This window comes from Streptomyces sp. NPDC051172, assembly GCF_040682555.1.
Taxonomy (GTDB): Bacteria; Actinomycetota; Actinomycetes; order Streptomycetales; family Streptomycetaceae; genus Streptomyces.
Genome location: NZ_JBFBBE010000334.1, coordinates 1 through 1,531, shown reverse-complemented (window position 1 = coordinate 1,531; position 1,531 = coordinate 1). Strand labels below are relative to the sequence as shown.

2 protein-coding genes are annotated in these 1,531 nt (G+C 71.0%); both read right to left on the bottom strand.

Annotated features, from left to right (window positions below; all coding sequences use genetic code 11):
• A partial coding sequence (locus tag AB0N07_RS50870; RefSeq protein WP_365847784.1) for a LamB/YcsF family protein occupies nt 1-77 on the bottom strand: 77 nt, incomplete at its 3' end.
• 200 nt (nt 78-277) lie between these two features.
• A complete protein-coding gene (locus AB0N07_RS50865; protein WP_350746520.1) occupies nt 278-1,429 on the bottom strand; it encodes a glutathione S-transferase C-terminal domain-containing protein in 1,152 nt (383 codons plus the stop codon).
• Between the last annotated feature and the right edge of the window lie 102 nt (nt 1,430-1,531).

Below are 1,531 nucleotides of genomic sequence, written 5' to 3'. Positions count from 1 at the left end.
GCGTCGTCCCCCATCGTCCACGAGCCGAAGGACTCGCCGACGTCGGAGTTCAGGTCGATCTGCGGCGCGTGAGACACAGTGGAGTCCTCTCGGATCGGGCCCGGCTGAGGTGCCGGTCACACAATCTTGAGGCATGAGGGGGGATTGTTCAACAATCCTCGGCGCGTCCTGCTGGCGCTCACCCGCACCACACACCAACGCGGGTTGAATTATCGCGGGTGCCCCAGCCCGGGACCCGCGATAACTCAACCCGCGTTGCAGGCCGGGCCGAGCGACCTCACCGCAGCGGCGTGTGCTCCGGGTCCACGCGCTCGCCCTCGCGCACGGGCCCGGGTGCGGTGCCGCCGCCCCACGGGTCCCCGCCGAACTCCTCGCGCCCATGCTCGCTCAGCCAGCTCGCCAGCTCCGGGCCCGCGGGCACGATGCGCGTCGGGTTGATGTCCTCGTGCACCACGTAGTAGTGCTCCTTGATCTGCGCGAAGTCGATCGTGTCGCCGAAGCCCGGGGTCTGGAACAGGTCGCGCGCGTAGCCCCACAGCGCCGGCATCTCGGTCAGCTTGTTCCGGTTGCACTTGAAGTGCCCGTGGTACACGGGGTCGAACCGCACCAGCGTGGTGAACAGCCGCACGTCGGCCTCGGTGATCCGCTCCCCCATCAGGAAGCGGCGCGTCGTCAGGCGCTCCTCGAGCCAGTCCATCGCGGTCCACAGCCGCTCGTACGCGGCGTCGTACGCCTCCTGCGAGCCCGCGAAGCCGCACCGGTACACGCCGTTGTTCACCTCGGTGAACACGCGCTCGATCACCTCGAACATCTCGTCCCGCTCCGGCCCGGCGTCGGGGATCAGCTGCGGGGCGCCGTCGCGGTGGAACGCGGTCCACTCCGTCGAGAGGTCGAGGGTGATCTGCGGGTAGTCGTTGGTCACGACGCCGCCCGTCGGCACGTCGACGATCGCCGGCACCGTGATGCCCCGCGGATAGTCGGGGAACCGCGTGAAGTAGTTCTCCTGGATCCGCTCGGTGCCGAGCACGGGGTCCTTCCCGCCCTCGTCGAGGTCGAAGGTCCAGGAGCGCTCGTCGTGGGTCGGCCCCGGGGTGCCCAGCGAGATCGCGTCCTCCAGGCCGAGCAGGCGCCGCACGATGATCGTCCGGTTCGCCCACGGGCACGCCCGCGCCGCCACGAGCCGGTAGCGGCCCGCCTCGACGGGCCACGCCTCGGCCCCCTCGGTGAGCCCGCCGCCCACGCGGCCGACCGTGGACGGCTCGGCCACGGGCAGGGCCCGCACGGCCTCCGGGTCCGCCACGATCCGGTCCGCGATGTAGTTCGTGTCCCGCGTGAACTCCGCCCCGGACTGCACGTAATTGCCCGTGAGTCCCTCGCGCGTGTCGATGGTGCCGCGGTCCGCGGCCTGGCCGGTCTGCTGGTTCTCCATACACTCGAGCCTATGACGACGACCCCCCCCACACCCGGCCCCACGCCCGCCCCGCTGGTGCGCTGCGTGACCGCCCAGAACCCCTCCCCGATGACCCTCGCA